The following is a 19,307-nucleotide window of genomic DNA, read 5'->3' on the forward strand; positions in this document are numbered from 1 at the left end:
AGTTAATGTCTGAATCACTGCACGTGCTGGTTACCGGGGCCAACGGCTTCGTCGGCAGGCAGCTTTGCGATGTGTTGACGAAACAAGGTTCTCGGGTTACGGCGGCTGTCCGCACCGTGGAAGCGTGCCCTGTCGCTGGCCAGGTCGTTGCAGTCGACCTGTTGGATGGCAGCGCGCTGTCAGCGTGCATGAAAACCGTGGATGTCGTTGTTCATCTGGCCGCCAGGGCGCATGTGCTTGATGATCGCTGCCCGGATCCGCTGGCTGCGTTTCGCCAGGCGAATGTCACCGTGGCCATCTCGGTTGCCCGTGCTGCTATCAGGGCCGGGGTAAAGCGCTTCGTGTTCATCAGCTCGATTGGTGTCAATGGGGCTGAATCGCACGGGCAGCCGTTTTCCGAAACCATGCCTGCCGCACCTCATGCGCCCTATGCCGTCTCCAAGCTGGAAGCAGAACTTGAGCTCACGGCACTGTTTGCTGGCACGCAGACCGAGCTTGTGATTGTGCGCCCACCGCTGGTTTATGATGCGGCAGCGCCTGGCAATTTTTCGCGCTTGTTGCGATTGGTCGAGGCGCGTGTACCGCTGCCTTTCGCTGGTGTTGAAAATCGGCGCAGCATGATTTCGTTGTCGAACCTCGTCAGCTTCATTGGCGTGGTGCTCGAGCACCCGTTGGCCGCAGGTGAAACGTTCGTGATCGCTGACGGTGAAAGCGTATCCACTCGCCAGATGGTCGATGCGTTGGCGTCAGGCATGGGGCACCGGGCGAAGTTTTTTTTCGTCCCGGGCGTCGTTGTGAAATGCCTGCTGCGCGCTGTTCGCAGGCAAAACATGTTCACCCAGCTCTATGGCTCGCTTGAAGTTGATTCAACCAAGGCCGTGCGTCTGCTAGGGTGGGTGCCCCCACAGTCGCCGCAACAAGCGTTGAAGCAGGCGGGTTGCCGCTTCAAGGCGCGTGGTGCTCGCGAACAATAATCTGGAACTGGACTTCAACAACACATGAGTCAGGCGTTTGTCGTTTTATTTACCTCGCTGGTTTCATTTTTGCTCACTGCTTTAGTGCGAAAAATCTCGATAGCTAAAAGCGTCATGGATATTCCGAACGCTCGTAGTTCTCACAGTGTTCCCACCCCGCGTGGAGGTGGTGTAGCGATCGTGATTGCGTTTCTCGCTGCCGTGATGTTGGCGCACACCCTGAGTGGGCTTGATACGAATGTGTTGGCAGGGTTGCTTGGCGCGGGCGCAGGCGTTGCACTGGTGGGCTTTTTTGACGATCTTGGCCACATTGCAGCGCGTTGGCGATTGCTCGCACACTTTGCTGCATCCGCTTGGTTGGTCTGGCTGCTGGGTGGTATGGCACCTGTTCAGCTCTTCGGACAAGTCTATGACTTGGGGCTGATCGGTAGCCTTTTGGCAGTGATCTACCTGGTGTGGATGCTCAACCTGTACAACTTCATGGATGGTATTGATGGGCTTGCCAGCCTGGAGGCAATTACGGTTTGCCTTGGGGCGGGGCTGCTGGCATACCTGGCGGGGCAATCGCAACTGGCGTTCCTGCCCTTAGCCCTTGCTGCGGCAACTGCCGGGTTCCTGTGCTGGAATTTTCCGCCCGCGCGCATTTTCATGGGGGACGCGGGTAGCGGGTTTCTGGGGGTCGTTTTGGGCGGGTTGTCACTCCAGGCTGCGTGGCACCATCCCCAATTACTGTGGTGCTGGTTGATTCTGCTGGGAGTGTTCATCGTTGATGCAACCTACACCTTGCTACACCGGATGTTGCGTGGTGAAAAGCTCTATGAAGCGCATCGCAGCCATGCCTATCAGTTCGCTTCACGCAAGTACGGTAGCCATCTTCCTGTATCGATGGCCGTTGCTGCATTGAACCTGCTCTGGTTGTTACCGGTTGCACTGTGCGTGTTGCTGTTGGGCCTGGATGGCTTGACAGGTGTGCTGATTGCCTATGCTCCATTAATGTACTTGGCGGTACGTTTTAACGCCGGGGCGCTTGAAAAGTAGTCGTCATGCAGCAACGCGTAGCAGTTAGGAAAAATTGTATGAGTAATTGTTGATAGATAGCTGTGCGGCGGGAACTCATCACCCATGAACATGTCTGCGCATGAGTATTATTTGCACGGGATGCTCCATAAAGCTTCTGAAGTGCCGTTGGTCGCTGATTTGTCAATGATGAACGGCATAAATAATTTTTTATGGGTGACGGAGTTGTGTGTAAAAATTGGTGTTGCTTTTCGTTTGAGCAAGTTCGCCTCTATAGAAGCGTGGGAAAGCACATGTTGTCGTAGCTACCGGTCATGTTCGTGCCGTTGCTCCCATGGATAGGGTGAAAACTCTTCGATTTTGATCAGGCCCAAGGTAGAGAATTCTCGTGAAGATTTTAGTAACAGGTGGTGCAGGCTTCATCGGCTCAGCCGTCATTCGACACATCATTTCCAACACTGACGACGCTGTAGTGAACGTCGACAAGCTGACCTATGCGGGCAATCTCGAGTCGCTGCAGTCGGTCGACCAGAACCCTCGCTATGCCTTCGAGCACGTCGACATCTGCAACCGGGAAGAGCTGGACCGTGTGTTCCGCGAGCACCAGCCGGATGCGGTAATGCACCTGGCTGCCGAGTCTCACGTCGACCGCTCCATCAGCGGCCCCTCGGAGTTCATCCAGACCAACATCATCGGCACCTATGCATTGTTGGAAGCCGCACGCGGTTACTGGAATGGTCTCGACGAAGCCCGCAAGTCGGCTTTCCGTTTCCACCACATTTCCACCGACGAAGTGTATGGCGACCTGGAAGGGCCGGAAGATCTTTTCACTGAAACGACCCCGTATCAGCCAAGCTCCCCCTACTCGGCAAGCAAGGCCAGCTCGGACCACCTGGTGCGCGCCTGGGCGCGTACTTATGGCCTGCCGACCCTGGTAACCAACTGCTCGAACAACTACGGGCCTTTCCACTTCCCCGAAAAGCTCATCCCGCTGGTCATTCTCAATGCACTGGAAGGCAAGCCGCTGCCGATCTATGGCAAGGGTGATCAGATCCGCGACTGGCTGTTTGTCGAAGACCATGCGCGCGCGCTCTACAAGGTGGTGACCGAGGGCGTGGTAGGCGAGACCTACAACATCGGCGGCCACAACGAGAAGCAGAACATCGAAGTGGTGCGCACCGTTTGCGCGCTGCTGGACGAACTGCGCCCAGCTTCCAAATTTGCTCCGCACTTTGACCTGGTTACTTACGTTACCGATCGCCCTGGCCACGATGTGCGCTATGCCATCGACGCCAGCAAGATTCAGCGTGAGCTGGGCTGGGTGCCGGAAGAAACCTTCGAGTCGGGCATTCGCAAGACGGTGCAGTGGTACCTCGACAATGCTGAGTGGGTCGCTCACGTGAAAAGTGGCAGCTACCAGCAGTGGATTGACAAGAACTACACCGCACGAGCCGACAAGCAATGAAAATTCTGCTGCTCGGGAAAGATGGCCAGGTTGGCTGGGAGTTGCAGCGGGCCTTGCTGGTGTTGGGTGAAGTTGTTGCCTTGAGCCGTCATCCGGCATCCACCCCCTATGGCACGTTGAGCGGCGACTTGGCGGACCTTGCCGGTTTGCGCGCGGCCATCGGCGCCGTCGCACCGGATGTGATCGTCAATGCTGCAGCGTACACGGCGGTGGACAAGGCGGAAACAGAGCGCGAACTTGCGCATACGGTCAACGCCCTGGCCAGCCAGGTAATGGCTGAAGAGGCCAAGCGCCTGGATGCGCTGCTGGTGCATTACTCCACCGATTATGTGTTTGACGGCACGGGTACAAGTGCCTGGAAAGAAAGCGACGCAGTGTCGCCGGTAAACTACTACGGCGATACCAAGTTGCAGGGCGAGCAGCTGATCGTTGCGTCAGGCTGCAAGCACCTGATCTTCCGTACCAGCTGGGTTTACGCAGCAAGGGGCAATAACTTCGCCAAAACCATGCTGCGCCTGGCTCGCGAAAAGCAAACGCTCAACATTATTGCTGACCAGATCGGCGTGCCGACCAGTGCTGAGCTACTGGCGGATGTTGCAGTGCTTGCAGTGCAAAAGACGCTGGCCAATCCGGCCTTGTGTGGCATCTACCACTTGGCGCCAACCGGTGAAACGTCGTGGCATGCCTATGCCACGTATGTCATCGAGTTTGCACGGCACAACGGCGAGACGCTGGCAGTGGAGGCGATCAACCCTATCGCGACCACGGAGTACCCAACACCGGCGCGTCGCCCGTTGAACTCCCGTCTGGATACCCAAAAGTTGTGCAAGGCGTTCTCCTTGCAATTGCCGGACTGGAAGGTCGGCGTAACTCGAATGCTCATGGAAACGTTGAATAAATGAACGCAATCAATCGTAAAGGCATCATTCTGGCTGGTGGTTCGGGTACGCGTTTGCATCCATTGACGCTGGGTGTGTCCAAGCAAATGCTGCCGATCTACGACAAACCGATGATTTTTTACCCGCTGTCGGTTCTGATGTTGGCGGGAATACGTGAAATCTTGATCATTTCGACGCCCGATGACTTGCCGGCGTTTCGCAAGCTGCTGGGCGATGGCAGCCAATACGGCATTCAGTTGAGTTACGCAGAGCAACCCAGCCCGGATGGCCTGGCGCAGGCGTTTATCATTGGTGAAGAGTTCATCGGTAGTGACCCGTGCTGCTTGATCCTGGGTGATAATATTTTCCACGGCCAGCACTTCTCGGACAAACTGCGCGCAGCAGCCGAGCAGAAAGAGGGCGCTACCGTGTTTGGTTATCACGTCAATGATCCAGAGCGCTTTGGTGTCGTTGAATTCGACAAGAACGGCCAGGCATTGAGCATCGAAGAAAAGCCAGCCGTTCCGAAGTCCAACTACGCCGTTACGGGTTTGTACTTCTACGATAACGATGTGGTCAAGATTGCCAAGAGCATCAAGCCATCGCCGCGTGGCGAGCTGGAGATTACGGACGTTAACCGTGCCTATCTGGACAAGAAGGCCTTGACCGTGCAGATGCTCGGGCGTGGTTTTGCCTGGCTGGATACCGGTACCCACGAATCGCTGCTGGAAGCCAGCCACTTTGTGCACACCATCGAACAGCGCCAAGGCTGGAAGGTGGCATGCCTTGAAGAAATCGGCTTCACCAATGGCTGGATCTCCAGAGAACTGGTGGTATCCCAGGCTGAGAAATTGAAGAAAACTGGTTATGGCCAGTACCTTCAGAAGATGTTGGAGGCCGGCGATCACTGAGTCGCCGCACCTCTCACCGGCAAGGTAGCAAGCAGCATGTCCGACCATCTCCCGCGGGTTGCAGTGCTGCTGGCTGCGTACAACGGCATGGCCTGGATCGAGGCGCAAGTTGCCTCGATCCTTGCGCAGACCCGTGTCAATGTAAGCCTGTACATCAGTGTCGACCCCTCTACGGACGGGACTGAGGCCTGGTGTGCCGATTACGCTCGCATCCATCCCAACATACACGTGCTTGCGCAGGCAGGCCCATTTGGGGGCGCTGCACCTAATTTCTTTCGGCTGATTCGGGATGTCGACTTTTCGGCGTTCGATTACGTGTCCTTTGCCGACCAAGACGATTTTTGGTATCCCGATAAGCTCGAAAGGGCATTGGCCGCTCTGGGTGCCGGCAGTTTTGATGGGTACTCAAGCAACGTTGTCGCTTTCTGGCCCGATGGGCGCCGTCTGCTGGTGAATAAAGCGCAACCACAGGTGCAATGGGATCACTACTTCGAGGCTGCGGGGCCTGGGTGCACTTATGTGCTTTCTCGGGTTCTGGCTGACGCATTCAAGCGCCTTGTAACAGAGCGCTGGCAAAGGGTGCAGGATGTTTCGCTGCATGATTGGCTGTGCTATGCATTTGCACGCAGTGCAGGGTTCAAGTGGTTTATTGATCCTGTTCCGAGCATGGATTATCGGCAGCATCCGAATAATCAGTTTGGCGTGAACGCTGGGTTGGGGTCTGCAGTTGCGCGGGTCAGGAAGGTGATACAGGGATGGTGGTTTGCTCAGGTGAGGCTTATATGTGAGCTGACTGCCGAAAAAAACAGCCAGGATACTGTTGCGAGGATCCTCGCGCAGTCTGGGAGGTTTTCATTGTTCAGACTGATAATGCGTGCAAGAGAGTGCCGAAGGCGCGGCCGCGACCAATTGGTATTGGCTGCATTTTGTGGCTTATCGGCTTTTCGTCGTCGCTAAAGATTGCTGTCCCGATGGGCCATCGACACCGACCCATCGGGATGGAAGACTTTTAAAAAAGGTTTGCTATTCAAATACCTCGGCATCCTGCAGCATTACCGCGATTGCGTCCTTGGCTGACAGGGTAGGCGTTTCAGTATATGGCCACTCAATTCCAACCATCGGGTCGTTCCATGCCAGGCTTCGCTCGTATTCTGGTGCCCAGTAATCGGTGGTCTTGTAAAGGAACTCGGCGCTTTCAGACAGCACGACAAAGCCGTGGGCGAAGCCTTCGGGGATCCACAATTGGTGGCGATTGGCTGCGCTGAGGTGTGCACCAACCCATTTGCCGAATGTCGGCGAGCTCTTGCGCAGGTCGACTGCAACATCAAATACTTCGCCTTGCACTACCCGGACCAACTTAGCCTGCGCATGCTTGATTTGATAATGCAAGCCGCGGAGAACGCCTTTCACCGACCGGGAATGGTTGTCTTGCACGAATGTGACCGGTTTTCCGACAACTTCTTCGAAAACTTTCAGGTTGAAGCTTTCGTAGAAGAAACCGCGTTCATCTCCGAAAACCTTCGGTTCAAAGAGAACAACATCCGGAATCGCAAGGGAGGTGGCTTTCATTGGTGCGGTATCTCCAAGTACATCCAGGGCCGGTTAAGCGAGGCATCTGGTAACAATAAAAATGGGATCGGTACAGCTCAGCCCTTATATAAACGCCAGGGGTGTGTTGAGGTGTGAGCGAGTGAGCACGACGTCTTGGCTGGGCGAAGCGGCCAGTGCATTTCCATAGAAGAAAATGTTTGAAGTCGAGTCATCACTTTTGGCACTCACATGCACGCAAATGCTAGTGACGAGATGATAGTGAATGCAGTTTCAACGTGTTGACGGCGAAAGGTTGCAGTGATGATGGATAAATCTTCATAAGTGCGTAAATCTTTCTTCTGTCTGCCGTCGGTAACATCATGGTCACAGTGTTTAGGTCACAGTTTTGAACTGTTAGTTCTTAGGTCGCCTACAAACCGCATTAGGCGTGCTATAGGTGCATTGCAGGTTATCATGGGGTGCCCCCTCTGACAACGGACGCCCATCCGCGCTTTCTGACCTGAATGCCACCTCAAAGCTTGTTGAGAATGGTTGCTGCCAACGCGCTCAGATTACCTGCCAGGGTCTGGCGGTATACCCCGGTTTCGCCGAGCTACCCTTACACCAACCCACTCCCGGTCGCGGCAGGTTCCGCGCCCGGGAGTAGCCTTCCACAAGGGTGACTTATGCTTAAGGAACTCATATCATGTGGACAAGAACTGCGAAGTACTGGCGCTCTGCGCTCAATATGGGCTCATCCATTTAAGGTGAGCACCCCGCCTTTCAGCATCATAGAGTGTAAAGGGTCAAGGAAAGAGGATTAAAGTTGCAAGATTTTTCCTACAATAAAGCATCACAAGGCACCCACGGAAATGCCCCCCGGGTTGCCATCCTCCTCGCGACCTATAATGGCGAAGCGTTTCTCGCAGCCCAAATCTCCTCGCTGATCAGTCAGTCATATAAAAACTGGGTTATATATGCGTCAGATGATGGGTCCCAGGACGGCACGCTAAAAATTCTCACTAACGCGCAGCGAGAACTGGGCGAGCACAAGCTGGTTATTTTGCGCGGGCCAGGGCGAGGGTTTGTCAATAATTTTATGTCTCTTTTACAGAGCAAAATGATCGAAGCCGAATACTTTGCTTTCTGTGACCAAGACGACATATGGCATCCGAACCGATTAGAGCGAGGCGTCAGTTGTCTGCAGAAAAATGCTGATGGGCAGCCCGCTCTGTTCTGCTCCCGAAGCCGCCTTGTCGATGCCGCTGGCGATGTTGTGGGTTACTCTGCCAACTTTACAACTCCACCCTCCTTTGCGAACGCGCTGGTTCAAAATATAGCAGGCGGGAATACCATGCTACTTAACAGCAGGGCGCGACAACTGCTCAGCGACCTTGCTTACCAGTACCCACTTATTGCCCATGATTGGTGGTGCTACTTACTGATCACTGGTTGTGGAGGACAGGTTCACTTTAGTTCCGATCCCTTAATAGACTATCGGCAGCACGAGAAAAATCTGATCGGCGCAAATGCTAGCTTGAACAACATGCTCACCCGTTTGAAAAAGATGCTGAACGGGGACTTTAGCCGCTGGAACGAGTCGAACATCGCAACGCTCCATGATGCCCGCCCATTGCTGAAAGGTGAGAGCAGTAAAGCCCTTGACTGGTTTGATAAGGCTCGAACCGGATCGGTTGTCCATCGTGCTTATTGCCTTATTCGTTCAGGCGCACATCGGCAAGGTTTTATTGGGAATGTGGCGTTAGCGCTTGCTGTCCTGTTCAATAAGCTTTAGGCGCCAATATGGAAAAAACAGCTCTCTCGACCCAGCGCTTTCCTGAAACTTTATGCTTGATTGTCACCTACAACCCCAACCTGGAAGAGTTGGCCGAAACCCTTTTGTCTCTCGAAGGGCAGGTAAGCAAAACGCTTATCGTTGATAATTATTCGGATCAAAATGTATCGGAGTGGCTCGACGTATTCGGCACCAGGCTTTCAGTGGGCTTGATTGAGATGCAGGATAATTCCGGTTTGGCAAATGCTCAAAACGTCGGGATCGCCTACGCGCTGGAACATAAATACGAGCGTATTCTGCTGTTGGATCAGGACAGCAAACCCGAGGCCGGCTTTGTTGCCTGTCTGCATGTCGCGTTGAGTCAACTACAGATGAACAACGCTGCAGCAGTCGGGCCTGCATTTGTGGATCGGCGCCTTAAGAATCACCCAGAAACGCCTTCTGAACACGCTGAGCCTGCCCTGCGCGAGTTCTTGATTTCCTCTGGTATGCTGATTGAAACACGTCACCTTCAGCAAATCGGTTTAATGCTTGGTGACTTGTTTATTGATCATATTGATCATGAGTGGTGCTTCAGAGCCACCGATAAAGGCTATGCGCTATATCAAACACCGACAACGCGTCTTTATCACTCCCTGGGGGACAGAGTTGTACGCCTTTGGCTGCTGCGTAGAAGAGAAATATCGATCCACTCTGCCGTTAGAAACTACTACAAAGTTCGAAACTCAATTCACTTATTCAGGCTCGACCATGTGCCGTTGCGCTGGAAAGTGAAGTTCATGAAACAGGCGTTGGCGGTAGCGCTATTTAGTGTGCTTGTGTCGAAGGATAGAGCGGAGCGCCTGAAGCTGATTGCCATTTCGGTAGCCGACGGCCTGGCAGCCCGTTTAGGTGCATTAAAAAAATAATGCAGCTGGCGGAAGGGAGGCATTTTCGCCCCCTTCCGCGCTGCAATTACTTATTAACGACCTTGACCAGGTTTTTCGAGTTCTGCCACTCCAGCGTTCGACGAATGCCATCATCGAAAGCCACAATTGGCTCAAAGCCGAAACAAGTCCGCGCCTTCGAAATGTCAAGAACGTTCGCTTTAAGATCAAACTCTCGCGCTGGGAGGAATTTCACATCTGGCATCGGATCAACCCATTTGGATATTTCCGCTATAACTTCCAGCAGTGAACGCCCTTGGCCTGAGCCCAGGTTGAATATGCGCTCTTTCCCTTCGTAACCCATCAGTGCAATGATGCCCCGAATGGCATCATCAATATAGATATAGTCACGAACATTAGAACCATCTCCCCATATTTCTATAGGGAGAAGATTCCGTGAGCGCTCGATGAATACCGAGACCGCTCCTTGCGCTTTGTTCACATCCTGCCCCGGACCATACGGGTTCGCCAATCTAATGATCTTGTAGGGCAGCCGGTGAAGCCGCTCGAACAAAGCCAGGTATTTCTCGATTGCCAGCTTGCTCACCCCATAGGAGCACGTAGGCTCCAAGGGGTGCTCTTCAGGGATTGGGAGAACCTGGGCGTCCCCATAGATCGTTCCACCAGAAGACACAAAGTAGAGGCCCTTCAGCCCCAACGAAACAGCCAACTCCATCACTTGCAAAGAGTTACAGACGTTGGTGCTGATGTCCCACGATGGGTCCTTGTTGGAGTTCCCAGGGAGCGATGAAGAGATCAGGTGGAAACAGATATCCGCTCCCTCAAGAGTCTCCTTAACGTCCTCGCGATTCTCGTAGTCCCCCATGTGCCAACGAACCTGAGCCATGGCCTCATCAGACAGAATCGTATTCTGAGGCGGAACGTGTCGGGTCAGCGAACTCACTTCATGCCCTTGCGCAATCAGCGCATTGATCAAGTGGCTGCCAATGAAACCCGTCCCACCCAAGACTGCACATTTCATACCGAATGATCCTGCTACAGAGACAATTGGTGCAGGAGCTTCTTGGAGAACTCCTGTTCAGAGAAACAATGATCGAACACTTCCTTGCCCGCGCTACCAATGCTATTCCATTGCGCTGAGGAATTGATGGCTTCTATCAACGCTTTAGTAATGGCCGCTGGCTCGTTGCTTGGGACAATAAAGCCCGAATCACGATGGCGTATGTAGGCAGAGGTGCCAGTATTGACCGTGCACATCATGGGAACGCCGACGCTCAGCGCATGCAAGGAGACCAGCGGTAACGTGTCATCGCGCGAAGGCACAACGACCATGTCCGTAGAGAACATGAGTTCCACATAAGCTTGATAGTCGAGATCACCATGCAGTTCCACGTTGGGTAAACTGCTGACACTAGACTGCAGCCCCTCATAGAACGGTTTGTCCAGCACTCGCCCGTAGAATTCGAATTTGCATTTGCGCGCGAGATCAGAGGGCAGTCCCTTGATGGCGGCTGCAAGCAAATCCTGCCCTTTCCTTGGCTCGAACGACCCGAACGTTCTTATGATCAGTGGCTCACCTTCTCCAGGTTTCTGCTGGCGAGCCTCTGCCGATTCAAGGCCCGGGAACCCGTACTCAACCACCTCGGTATTGCTGTGGTATGTCGTGATGGGCGCTGCCGCCCGCTTGCTTCCGGCCCAGATTTTTTCAGGCTTGCGAAGCGCTGCAACGAATTCAGGGTTGGATGCCGCCATTTGGGTGAACAGAGTGGTTTCGTGGATGTACCAATACACTTCAACCACGTCCGCTAACTGATTCACGATAGGGTAGGTCACTACCGTGTTGCAGATCAGCTTGTCGAAGTTGCGCGCAAAGTCATACACCGAGGCATGCTGAGTCAGCATGAGTTCATCCACGATCACCACCACGCCCAACGCTTGGAGCGCTGCGCGAATCGGCCCATCAGTAGGTGACATGACCACGACGAAATGACCTGCTTGGGTCAGCGATTTCGCCAGTTCAAAGACAACGCGTGGAGCGCCGCTTTCCGTAAGGTCGTGGGAAAACAGCAAAATATCCTTGCCGCCTTCTGTTCGCGTCGCGCCTTGAGCGAACACCTCGTAGTACTCCGGAGAGTCATGGAACAGCTGCTCTCGCATTGCCTTGGTGTAATAGGGGTCACGGGCCAACAGGCTGGCGAATCGACGCAGGATATAGATATCAGCCTTGTCTTTCTTCTTGGGTGCCTTGACCTTGTCTGCGGCATCTACCGAGGCCAGTGACATATGCCCGATATGCGTCAGGGTGGAGTGCGGGGTGTACACACAGGAGAACCCAAGCTCGCGAACTTTGAAGCACAGGTCGACATCGGAATGGTTGATAGGGGCATTGACGGCATCAAAGCCCTTCACTTGTTCGAAAATGTCTTTCCTGATGGCCAGGCATGCACCACAGATAAGAGAAACCTCACGAACAGATTGCGCGAAGTTATAGTGCGCCCCGGTATTTTCAGGTAGGCAGTGGAAGGCCGTACCCAGCAACCGGCGAACACCGGTCACCATACCCGCATGCTGAATCGTGTTGCTCTCGTAAACCAGCTTGGGCCCAACGATGCCTACATCTGGCAGCTGCAAGTACTCAACCAGCGACTCTACCCAGTCCGCAGTCTGAACGCGTACGTCATCGTTGAAGAAAACCAGATACTCACCGCTCGCAGCTTTTGCACCTTGGTTGCATTTGTCAGAGAAGCTGTAGGGCAGGTCATAGCGGACAAAGACAATATTTGCGTCCGGGTAAACCGGGGTCAGCAAGTCGACGATTCTCGAATTCGTCACGACAAGGATTTCATAACGCTTCCAGGTCGTCGAATGCTTGATGGAGTCGAGGCTGTCGCTGATATTTTTTTCGTTGTCGGACGGGATAACGATGGAGACGAGCGCTTCGTCGCCATTAAAGTCAAACTTGAAGCGGTTGGCGGTTGGTAGCGCAACCGCCGTCCCTTTCCAGCCCCGGCGATCTCCGGCCGCCTGCAAAGCGCGAATGTTGGAATCCCTTGCATATGGCTTACCGCCAGCAGCCCCGGAAGTAGCAATGGCGCGCCAGCCGTAAAGCACTTCCTCGATATGACGGATATTGGAGGTTTTTTCGGTTATCCGCAGAGCCAGATCGTAGTCTTGGGAGAAATCGAACTCGGAGCGGAACCCGCCTACTTCCTCAACCAGTGCTTTGCGGTAAGCAGTCAGGTGCCCGGTGTACATGCAATTCAACAGCAGATTGGGGCTCCAATCCGGCTTGCTGAACACCTCAAGAACTGCGCCGCTCTCATCGATCTTGCATTCATCCGAGTAGAGCACATCCAGTGAAGCATCATCCCGGATGCCTGCCGCGATCCAATAGAGTGCGTCATGGGTAAGCAGGTCGTCGTTATCCAGCAGCGCGACGTAGCTCCCCGTCGCCAGGTTCAATGCGGCATTGGAGGCGCCTGCGATCCCGGCATTGACGTCAAGTGTCACGAACTTTATACGCGCATCGCGCTTGGCGAACCCGTCAAGCAGTGCAGTGATCTCCGGAGATTGCGAACAGTCATCGGCGATACACAGTTCCCAGTTGGTATAGGACTGGTTGAGCACGGACTCAATTGCCTGCTTGAGCAAGTCGACTGGCACTTTGTAAACCGGCATGATCAGGCTTAGCGTGGTGCCAAAATCAAACGCCTGAGCAGGAGGCTCCGAAAACCGACGGCTGATTTGCTCCAGGTTGAAGGCCAAACGTGCCTTGAGCACATCGACAGGCGCCGCACGCTCTACATCAGGGGTCAGGAGTTGAGCACGGGCAGTTGCCTCGAGAGCACGCAGGCCGCCGGACTCCAAAATACTCTGTATGCGTTCGAAGAGGTTACGCCAGCCCCCTACTCGATCCTTGGCAATCAACACCTTACGAGCCAGGGCCCGTAGCTTTCTGGCTTGTCGAACCTTGTTGTTGATCTTGGAAGAAAAACGCCAGGCCTTGGTATTCAATACGGCGTGAATCTCGGTGTTGCGGACATGCAGTTCATGCTCGAGTTGCGCAACCCGCTGCCCTAATTGCTGTACCTCCAGCTCTTTGGCATGAAGGTCGGCGCGCAGTTCTTCGCTTTCATTCTTCTGCTGAAAGAGGCGATGCGTCAATGTCGACGCTTCTGTAGCCGCGTGCGCTACTGCCGCGTTCTGAATATGCAGCGCATCTGAAAGTTTGCGCTCGTTGACCGCACTGAAACCGAGTTCCTTGTAGAACTCCTTGATGTGGACAGTTTCTGCCGGGGACAGCTGGAAAAGGAACTTGATGTCTTCGGGGATCTGTTTGCCTACGGCAACAACGCCTAAACCATGCGCGTGATCAAAACAAAAAGTCGGGTATTGTTTTTCAATCTCTTCGAAGAGCTTCCATACGCCGAACCCATTCTCGCGAACATTCACATCGTGGAATATGATGACGCCCTGATCGCTCATTAGCGGAAGCCAGGTATCGAAATCGTTCTTCACTGCCTCGTAGCTGTGGAGGCCGTCAATATGCAACAGGTCAACGCTTTTTGGGGAGAAGTACGTAGCGGCCTGGTCAAATGTCTCACGAAGCAAGCGTGAAAACGAAGCGTAAGGTACGTCGTGGCGCGCACGCAGTTGATCCAGTACCTCTTGGCCGTAGAGGCCAGCATGCTCGTCACCTTGCCAGGTATCTACTGCATACGCTTTGCAATCCAGTTCGCTCTTCTGGATAGCCTGGCAAAATGCGCAGTAGGAGTCGCCATAGTGGGTGCCGAGTTCCACGAAGATACTGGGCTTGAGCTTTTCAATAAGCGAGAAAGCGAACGGAATATGCTCCGCCCAAGCACTTTTGCCCGACAGATAAATAGGGCGCTCAAAGCACATCTTGCCAATGTCATTTAAAAGCATATTCTTCTCAACTATGATCGAATTCGGGAGCGGCTGTGAGCTTCAACGAAATATCCTGCATGGGGATACCAATAAGCCCGGTGCTTGCACTGGTCGCTTCTGACTTGAAGAACAATGCATCATGAATCCAATGCATTTGTACATGTTCTTCCTGGGTGCCCTCAGCCAACGCCACGCAGATGGAGTAATCACCTTTTGGCAGGATAGGCATATGGAAAGTAAAGTCACAGCGCAGCGCTTCTTCTTCCATCACCTGTAGGGGATGGTCAATGTAAGTAAGGAATGTGTTATCGCCAAACAGTGTTTGACCCAGCCGGTCCTTGATATAAAAACCCACAATCGGAGAGTGCAGCTGTTGGTGCGTTACAGCAAGAATCGTGATGGTGACTAACTCGCCGCCAACCAACCACAGCAACCTTTCCCCCTCCGCGGTGGTAAAGGAAACATCGACGATTTGGGCGGTCCCCAGCCCAAAGGAACTGGATTCGTGGTTGAACTCAAAAATCTGCAGGTCATTGCGGTGCTGGGTAGTATTGATGAAATCCAGCCGCTGGTCCTTGACAGCCACCTGCCGCTCTATACGCAACTTTGGCTTGAGCTTTGTCGTTGTCCCTTTCCCTTGTTGTGCTTCATAGAAGGCCTCAAGGTAAAAATCGCTGACAACTTTTGGCAATCCTTCCTGAATCACCTTGCCCTTTTCCAGCCATACCGCGTAGGAGCAAAGGTTTTTCACCGAAGCCGTATCATGGCTCACGAAAAGAACCGTACCGGTTTTCATGAACTCTCGGAGAAAGCGCATGCATTTCTGGGTGAAGAATGCATCACCGACAGCAAGCGCCTCGTCGATAACCAGTACGTCAGCATCAACGTGCGCAATCACCGCGAACGCCAAGCGAACCAACATGCCGCTGGAGTAGGTTTTGGTAGGCTGCTCTACAAAATCACCGATATCTGCAAACGCGACGATACGCTCGAAGCGTTCGTCGATTTGCTTGACGGTCAACCCATAAAGCTGCCCGTTCAGGTATACGTTTTCGCGGCCCGTGAAATCAGGATTGAAGCCTGAGCCCAGCTCCAATAGCGCGGCGACCCTACCATTGATTTCGGCGGAGCCATGCGTGGGGTTCAGCGTGCCGCAAATGATCTGCAGCAGCGTACTCTTCCCAGAGCCATTACGGCCAATAATCCCGACTGTCTGCCCTTTTTGCACTTCGAAGCTGATGTCGTGCAACGCCTCGAACTTATTGGAGCATGCAGCGGCACGGGAATCACAAAAACGCCGCAAGCGAGGTACCAGCGCGACCCTGGACAGCAGGCGGTACATGAGCTGCTGCAGGCGGCGCTGTGGTTTGTCATAGGTCTCAAACGTTTTAGAGACGTTCGATACTTTAATTGCGATATCAGAGCACATCAGCAAAACCTATCCTGAGTTTTTGGAACCACGCATAACCGAGCCAGCAGAAGACGAGCGAGAAACCAAGGTAAGTGAGCCAGTCATAAAGCTGAATGCCAACGCCGAAAACCAGCAGGTCTCTGGCCAGTTCAATCGGATAGGTCAAAGGGTTGTAGTGCGCGAGAAATTGCCAGTGCTCTGGGAAAGAAGTGGCAGGGAAGAATATTGGCGATATGAACATCATTCCCGTGGTGATAAGCCCGACTGTCTGGCTGATGTCGCGTACAAATACGCCTGTGGCAGACAGCCAGAACATCATGCCAAGAATGAAAATCAGGTAAGGAAGCATGCCGACCGGCAAGAGGAGCGCCGTCCAGGGGATGCCACCGGTTTCCACCAGAATGAAAACGAGCAGAATGCAAAAGCTGATAGCGGACTGAAAGAGTGCTGACAAGATGGAAACCAGCGGTAATATCTCCAGCGGAAATATTATCTTCTTAACGAAGTTTTGGTTCCCCATGACGATTGAGGGCGACTTGCCCAGGCATTCGCTGAAGAAGTTAAATACAATCAGGCCCGCGAACAGGATGACAGGGTAGGACACGGCATTGTTTTCAACCGTCATCCCCCAGCGAGATTTGAAAATATTTGTGAACACAAAGGAAAAAATGGTGAGCATCAGCAGGGGGCTAAGGATCGACCATAATAGTCCGAACAATGATTCTTTATAGCGACTTATTGTCTCCCTTTTGGCCAGGTTCAACAGCAGGTGTCGATGAACTTTGGCTGACCTAAGGAGCTTTAACGGTGATATGCTTTGCCTTTCCATTTATTTCAATACACCTTTCTTCAATCCGGCTTCGATGAATTCAACGAAACGACTTCCGGCCAACCGGTGAAAACGTACATTAATTGCCCACCCTGCATGCTCTCATCCCTGGCCTGCACGCAGAAGCGCCGAAATCCCGTCGGAAAAGCTTACCATGCGTGCTTGTCGGGCGTAAGCCTAGGTATTCCATGACCATCCGAACACCCATTCCAAGGCTTTTCGCACACTTTCAGGCAGGCAGCAACGCTGGACTATTCACTACCATCGGCCTCTTTTATAAGCGAAGAAGTCGTCGTGGAGCGTTTATCCGTGCGTAAAATCCGAAAAGTACTACGTAAAGTTCGAAGCTGGCTTGTCCGTGCGCAAGATCGCTGGCAGCTTATCCACCGGCCATTGGAGTGCGGTCGACTACCAGTGTCGCCAGGCTGGGTTAATCCGCTATCCTTCGTGGGGGTGGTTAATACTTACGGATGAGTTCAGGCCAGTTGCCATCATCACTGCGGGTAGCGCTTGACGGACGCCCAACGTGAAACCCGCCGGTACGGTGGGAACCTCCGCCGCCTGATTGCCTCTTACATTGCTGGCAATCAAGCATCAGGCGGGCAGGTTCAGCGATAATGGTCGATCATGTGGGTTCGTTTACAAGGCAGGCCTTGATGAGCCGATTTTTACCGAGGACAGCCGGATGAGCGAAGGAAGCAAGGATCAGGTCCGCCAGTTTCTGGTGAACCTCTCCCGCCAGCAGAAGCGATTGATTCAGGTACTGACCGATGTTGTGCTGATCTGGTTGGCGCTGTGGCTGTCGTTCATCGTGCGGCTGGGCATCGATGAGCTGTACAACCCGGTCAAGCTGCACGGCTGGCTGTTCGTGGCTGCGCCCATTGTTGCCATCCCACTGTTTATCCGCTTTGGCATGTACCGGGCGGTGATGCGCTATTTCGGCAACGATGCGCTGATCACCATCATCAAGGCCGTGACTTTGTCGTCGCTGATTCTGGCGGTGGTGGTGTTCTGGTACAGCAACCATCAAGCCATTGTTCCGCGCTCGATCATCTTCAATTACTGGTGGCTCAGCCTGGTCATCATTGGTGGCTTGCGGCTGGTCATGCGCCAGTTCTTCCTGGGCGACTGGTTTGCCGGTTCGCATCAAATCCCGTTTGCCAGCCGCGATGATGGCCAGATCAAGGTTGCCATCTATGGCGCAGGCACTGCTGGCAACCAGTTGCAGGCGGCGCTTCGCATGGGGCGTACCATGCGGCCTGTGGCGTTCATCGACGACGATAGCGAACTCGCCAACCGGGTGATTTCCGGCCTGCAGGTGTACAAGCCCAAGCACCTGCAGCAATTGATCAAGGAAACCGGTGCGCAGGAGATCCTCCTGGCGCTGCCTTCCGCTTCACGGGCGCGCCGCAAGGAGATCCTGGCGTTCCTCGAACCATACCCGTTGCACGTGCGAAGCGTGCCTGCATTCGCCGACCTGGCCAGCGGGCGAGTTAAGGTCGACGATATTCAGGACGTCGACATCGCCGATCTGCTCGGGCGTGATCCGGTGCCCGCACAGGAAGACCTGCTTGATCGCTGCATCAAGAAGCAAGTGGTGCTGGTGACCGGAGCGGGTGGCTCGATCGGTTCTGAACTGTGCCGGCAGATCATCGGCCTGAAGCCGAAAACCATGCTTCTGTTCGACCACAGTGAATTCAACCTGTACAGCATCCTGAGCGAGCTGGAACAGCGTGTTTCCCGTGAATCGCTCTCGGTGCGCCTGATACCGATCCTGGGCTCTGTGCGCAACCAGCGCCATCTGGCCGATGTCATGGGCACCTGGAATGTGGGCACGGTCTACCACGCCGCAGCCTACAAGCATGTACCGATGGTCGAGCACAACATGGCCGAAGGTATCCTCAACAATGTCTTCGGCACGTTGTGCACGGCGCAGGCGGCCTTGCAATCCGGGGTTGCCAATTTCGTACTGATTTCCACCGACAAGGCCGTGCGCCCCACGAACGTGATGGGCAGCACGAAACGCTTGTCGGAGCTGATCCTGCAAGCGCTCAGCCGCGAAGCCGCACCGGTGATGTACGGTGACAGCACCAAAGTGTCGAGGGTTAACAAAACGCGTTTCACCATGGTGCGTTTCGGCAATGTGCTGGGGTCTTCGGGTTCGGTAATCCCGTTGTTCCACCAGCAGATCAAGGCCGGCGGCCCGCTGACGGTCACCCACCCGAAAATCACCCGCTACTTCATGACCATTCCGGAAGCGGCCCAGTTGGTGATCCAGGCGGGTGCAATGGGGCAGGGCGGCGATGTGTTCGTGCTGGACATGGGCGAGCCGGTGAAGATCGTCGAGCTGGCTGAAAAGATGATTCATCTGTCGGGCCTGAGCGTGCGCAGTGCCGGCAACCCTTATGGCGACATCGCCATCGAGTTCAGCGGCCTGCGCCCAGGCGAGAAGCTTTATGAAGAGTTACTGATTGGCGATGACGTATCACCCACCGCCCACCCGATGATCATGGTGGCCAGTGAAGACTGCGTGGACTGGGAATTGCTCAGAGAGCGGCTGGCCTCTCTGCTCAAGGCCGTCGCGGAAGACGATTTCGCCCGTATTCGCCTGATCCTGCGTGAGTTGGTAAGCGGCTACACGCCAGAAGGTGAAATTGTCGATTGGGTTTATCAGCAGCGCCGCCGGGACAACTGACGGTCGA

The 19,307-nt window shown here is 54.1% G+C and carries 14 protein-coding genes; 9 read left to right on the plus strand and 5 right to left on the minus strand.

The window, feature by feature from the left end; all coding sequences use genetic code 11:
• Window positions 1-5 precede the first annotated feature (5 nt).
• The 6 genes from PVV54_RS06830 to PVV54_RS06855 all read left to right on the plus strand — a co-directional run bounded on the left by PVV54_RS06830 (window position 6) and on the right by PVV54_RS06855 (window position 6,202).
• The gene (locus PVV54_RS06830) at window positions 6-974 is read left to right on the plus strand and encodes an NAD-dependent epimerase/dehydratase family protein (protein WP_274909203.1); all 969 of its coding nucleotides are present in this window, start codon (window positions 6-8) and stop codon (window positions 972-974) included.
• A 24-nt stretch (window positions 975-998) separates the two neighbouring features.
• The gene (locus PVV54_RS06835) at window positions 999-2,012 is read left to right on the plus strand and encodes an MraY family glycosyltransferase (protein WP_274909204.1); all 1,014 of its coding nucleotides are present in this window, start codon (window positions 999-1,001) and stop codon (window positions 2,010-2,012) included.
• A gap of 367 nt (window positions 2,013-2,379) precedes the next feature.
• Window positions 2,380-3,456, plus strand: a complete 1,077-nt coding sequence (gene rfbB, locus PVV54_RS06840; protein WP_274909205.1) for a dTDP-glucose 4,6-dehydratase — start codon at window positions 2,380-2,382, stop codon at window positions 3,454-3,456.
• The gene (gene rfbD / locus PVV54_RS06845; RefSeq protein WP_274909206.1) at window positions 3,453-4,358 is read left to right on the plus strand and encodes a dTDP-4-dehydrorhamnose reductase; all 906 of its coding nucleotides are present in this window, start codon (window positions 3,453-3,455) and stop codon (window positions 4,356-4,358) included. The genes rfbB and rfbD overlap by 4 nt, the downstream gene beginning before the upstream one ends.
• Complete coding sequence (gene rfbA / locus PVV54_RS06850; protein ID WP_274909207.1) at window positions 4,355-5,245, plus strand: glucose-1-phosphate thymidylyltransferase RfbA; 891 nt, start codon at window positions 4,355-4,357, stop codon at window positions 5,243-5,245. The genes rfbD and rfbA overlap by 4 nt, the downstream gene beginning before the upstream one ends.
• 36 nt (window positions 5,246-5,281) lie before the next feature.
• Entirely contained in the window at window positions 5,282-6,202 is a 921-nt protein-coding gene (locus PVV54_RS06855) for a glycosyltransferase (protein ID WP_274909208.1), read from the plus strand.
• A 66-nt stretch (window positions 6,203-6,268) separates the two neighbouring features.
• Here PVV54_RS06855 and rfbC read toward each other — a convergent pair whose 3' ends face one another.
• A complete protein-coding gene (gene rfbC / locus PVV54_RS06860) occupies window positions 6,269-6,814 on the minus strand; it encodes a dTDP-4-dehydrorhamnose 3,5-epimerase (RefSeq protein WP_274909209.1) in 546 nt (181 codons plus the stop codon).
• Window positions 6,815-7,601: 787 nt separating this feature from the next.
• On the opposite strand from rfbC, the gene PVV54_RS06865 reads away from it, so the two are divergent.
• Both PVV54_RS06865 and PVV54_RS06870 read left to right on the plus strand, forming a co-directional pair.
• A complete protein-coding gene (locus PVV54_RS06865) occupies window positions 7,602-8,570 on the plus strand; it encodes a glycosyltransferase family 2 protein (protein WP_274909210.1) in 969 nt (322 codons plus the stop codon).
• An 8-nt stretch (window positions 8,571-8,578) separates the two neighbouring features.
• Complete coding sequence (locus tag PVV54_RS06870) at window positions 8,579-9,478, plus strand: glycosyltransferase family 2 protein (RefSeq protein ID WP_274909211.1); 900 nt, start codon at window positions 8,579-8,581, stop codon at window positions 9,476-9,478.
• Window positions 9,479-9,524: 46 nt separating this feature from the next.
• Here PVV54_RS06870 and PVV54_RS06875 read toward each other — a convergent pair whose 3' ends face one another.
• Genes PVV54_RS06875 through PVV54_RS06890 form a run of 4 tightly spaced genes read right to left on the minus strand, consistent with a single transcriptional unit; the run spans window position 9,525 to window position 16,539 of the window.
• Complete coding sequence (locus PVV54_RS06875; protein WP_274909212.1) at window positions 9,525-10,478, minus strand: NAD-dependent epimerase/dehydratase family protein; 954 nt, start codon at window positions 10,476-10,478, stop codon at window positions 9,525-9,527.
• A gap of 14 nt (window positions 10,479-10,492) precedes the next feature.
• The gene (locus tag PVV54_RS06880) at window positions 10,493-14,383 is read right to left on the minus strand and encodes a glycosyltransferase (protein WP_274909213.1); all 3,891 of its coding nucleotides are present in this window, start codon (window positions 14,381-14,383) and stop codon (window positions 10,493-10,495) included.
• Window positions 14,384-14,390: 7 nt separating this feature from the next.
• The gene (locus tag PVV54_RS06885; protein ID WP_274909214.1) at window positions 14,391-15,794 is read right to left on the minus strand and encodes an ABC transporter ATP-binding protein; all 1,404 of its coding nucleotides are present in this window, start codon (window positions 15,792-15,794) and stop codon (window positions 14,391-14,393) included.
• The gene (locus PVV54_RS06890) at window positions 15,784-16,539 is read right to left on the minus strand and encodes an ABC transporter permease (RefSeq protein ID WP_274909215.1); all 756 of its coding nucleotides are present in this window, start codon (window positions 16,537-16,539) and stop codon (window positions 15,784-15,786) included. The genes PVV54_RS06885 and PVV54_RS06890 overlap by 11 nt, the downstream gene beginning before the upstream one ends.
• A 751-nt stretch (window positions 16,540-17,290) precedes the next feature.
• Between PVV54_RS06890 and PVV54_RS06895 the strand changes: the two genes are divergently transcribed.
• Window positions 17,291-19,300 (plus strand): polysaccharide biosynthesis protein, encoded by a 2,010-nt coding sequence (locus tag PVV54_RS06895; protein WP_274909216.1) that lies wholly within the window; start codon window positions 17,291-17,293, stop codon window positions 19,298-19,300.
• Window positions 19,301-19,307: the final 7 nt, after the last annotated feature.

Origin of the sequence: Pseudomonas sp. PSKL.D1, assembly GCF_028898945.1 — a bacterium.
Lineage (GTDB): Bacteria > Pseudomonadota > Gammaproteobacteria > Pseudomonadales > Pseudomonadaceae > Aquipseudomonas.

Excerpts from the sequence above, each read along its gene's own strand:
- PVV54_RS06870 (WP_274909211.1), top strand. The coding sequence starts at position 8,579 with ATGGAAAAAACAGCTCTCTCGACCCAGCGCTTTCCTGAAACTTTATGC.
- PVV54_RS06875 (WP_274909212.1), bottom strand. The coding sequence starts at position 10,478 with ATGAAATGTGCAGTCTTGGGTGGGACGGGTTTCATTGGCAGCCACTTG.
- rfbC (WP_274909209.1), bottom strand. The coding sequence starts at position 6,814 with ATGAAAGCCACCTCCCTTGCGATTCCGGATGTTGTTCTCTTTGAACCG.
- PVV54_RS06835 (WP_274909204.1), top strand. The coding sequence starts at position 999 with ATGAGTCAGGCGTTTGTCGTTTTATTTACCTCGCTGGTTTCATTTTTG.
- PVV54_RS06895 (WP_274909216.1), top strand. The coding sequence starts at position 17,291 with ATGAGCGAAGGAAGCAAGGATCAGGTCCGCCAGTTTCTGGTGAACCTC.
- PVV54_RS06830 (WP_274909203.1), top strand. The coding sequence starts at position 6 with ATGTCTGAATCACTGCACGTGCTGGTTACCGGGGCCAACGGCTTCGTC.
- rfbA (WP_274909207.1), top strand. The coding sequence starts at position 4,355 with ATGAACGCAATCAATCGTAAAGGCATCATTCTGGCTGGTGGTTCGGGT.
- PVV54_RS06880 (WP_274909213.1), bottom strand. The coding sequence starts at position 14,383 with ATGCTTTTAAATGACATTGGCAAGATGTGCTTTGAGCGCCCTATTTAT.
- rfbD (WP_274909206.1), top strand. The coding sequence starts at position 3,453 with ATGAAAATTCTGCTGCTCGGGAAAGATGGCCAGGTTGGCTGGGAGTTG.
- PVV54_RS06885 (WP_274909214.1), bottom strand. The coding sequence starts at position 15,794 with ATGTGCTCTGATATCGCAATTAAAGTATCGAACGTCTCTAAAACGTTT.
- PVV54_RS06855 (WP_274909208.1), top strand. The coding sequence starts at position 5,282 with ATGTCCGACCATCTCCCGCGGGTTGCAGTGCTGCTGGCTGCGTACAAC.